The following is a 1352-nucleotide window of genomic DNA, read 5'->3' as shown; positions in this document are numbered from 1 at the left end:
CTGATGGCCCCGACCGAGATCCTGGCGCGCCATGGCGAGCAGTGCCACCACCGTCTTGCCGGAGCCGACATCGCCCTGCAACAGGCGCAGCATGCGTTCGGGGTCGGCGAGGTCGGCGTTGATCTCGCCGAGCGCGAATTCCTGGCTGGGGGTGAGCTTGTAGGGCAGGGCAGCGCGCAGTTTCTCGACGATGCTGCCGTCGCCCACGAGCGGCCGGCCCGACAGGCGGCGGATTCTCGCCCGCACCAGCGCCAGCGAAACCTGCCCGGCCAGCAGCTCGTCATAGGCAAGCCGGCGCCAGGCCGATCCCTCGACGGCAACGTCGATCGGGTCCTTGGGATAATGGATGCGGGCGAGCGCATCGCCGAAGGATGGAAAGGTATGGCGGCGCATGAAGGCCTCGTCCTGCCACTCCGGCAGTTCCGGCAGGCGGCCGAGTGCCTGTCCGATGGCGCGGCGCAGCACCTTGGCCGACAGGCCGGCCGTCAGCGGATAGACCGGTTCGACCAGCGGCAAGCCCTCGGCCTCGTCGATCGGCGCGATATGGTCGGGATGGACCATGGTCGGGCGGCCGTTGAACCACTCCATGCGGCCCGAAACCACGACGCGCTCGCCCTCGGGAAGCATCTTCTGCAGATAGGCGACATGGGCATGGAAGAAGGTCAGCGCGACCTCGCCGGTGTCGTCATGGGCGTAGACGCGATACGGCACCGACCTGTTGCCGCGCGGCGGCGGCTGGTGACGATCGACCCGCACCTCGAGCGTGACGATCTGGCCCTCGGCCGACAACGCGATGCCGGGCCGGTTGCGGCGGTCGATCACGGTGTTGGGCAGCACGAACAGGAGGTCGGCCGCGCGCGCGGCGCGATCGCCAAGGTCGGCCGGCACGACACGCTCGATCAGCAAGCCCACCTTCGGGCCGACGCCGGCGAGCGAGGTGATTGGGACGAACAGTGGATCGAGGATGGTGGGACGCATCGTGTCAGCTTATGTCGCGACAGCCGCAGCGCAAAGGCTGACACCGCCCGCTATCCACGCTATATGCGCCGCTTTGGACAGGGATGCGGCGACATGACCGGAACACAGCGATCAAGCGAGGGGCTGGATGCCCGCCGCCGCAAGCTCCTGTTCCGCTCGTGGCATCGCGGCATGCGCGAGATGGACCTCATCCTCGGGTCCTTCGCCGACGCCGAGATCGGCGCCTTGACCGGCGAGGAAATCAACCAATATGAGAGACTTCTCGAAATTCCCGACACCGAATTTTTCCCGATGGTCACCGGCGAACGCCCGGTTCCGCCCGATATCGATTGCGCGGTTCTGCAAAAGATACTGGCGTCGCGCCGGACCATGAC

2 protein-coding genes are annotated in these 1352 nt (G+C 67.1%); one reads left to right on the top strand and one right to left on the bottom strand.

Annotated features, from left to right (window positions below):
* The coding region (locus EOD07_RS34495; RefSeq protein WP_348627798.1) for an OB-fold nucleic acid binding domain-containing protein at window positions 1–978 on the bottom strand (978 nt) is incomplete at its 3' end.
* A gap of 93 nt (window positions 979–1071) precedes the next feature.
* Between EOD07_RS34495 and EOD07_RS34490 the strand changes: the two genes are divergently transcribed.
* On the top strand, window positions 1072–1352 hold a 281-nt coding region (locus EOD07_RS34490; protein ID WP_164772844.1), incomplete at its 3' end, for a succinate dehydrogenase assembly factor 2.

This window comes from Mesorhizobium sp. M2C.T.Ca.TU.002.02.1.1 (genome assembly GCF_003997225.1).
This window is presented reverse-complemented; position numbering and strand designations above follow the sequence as displayed.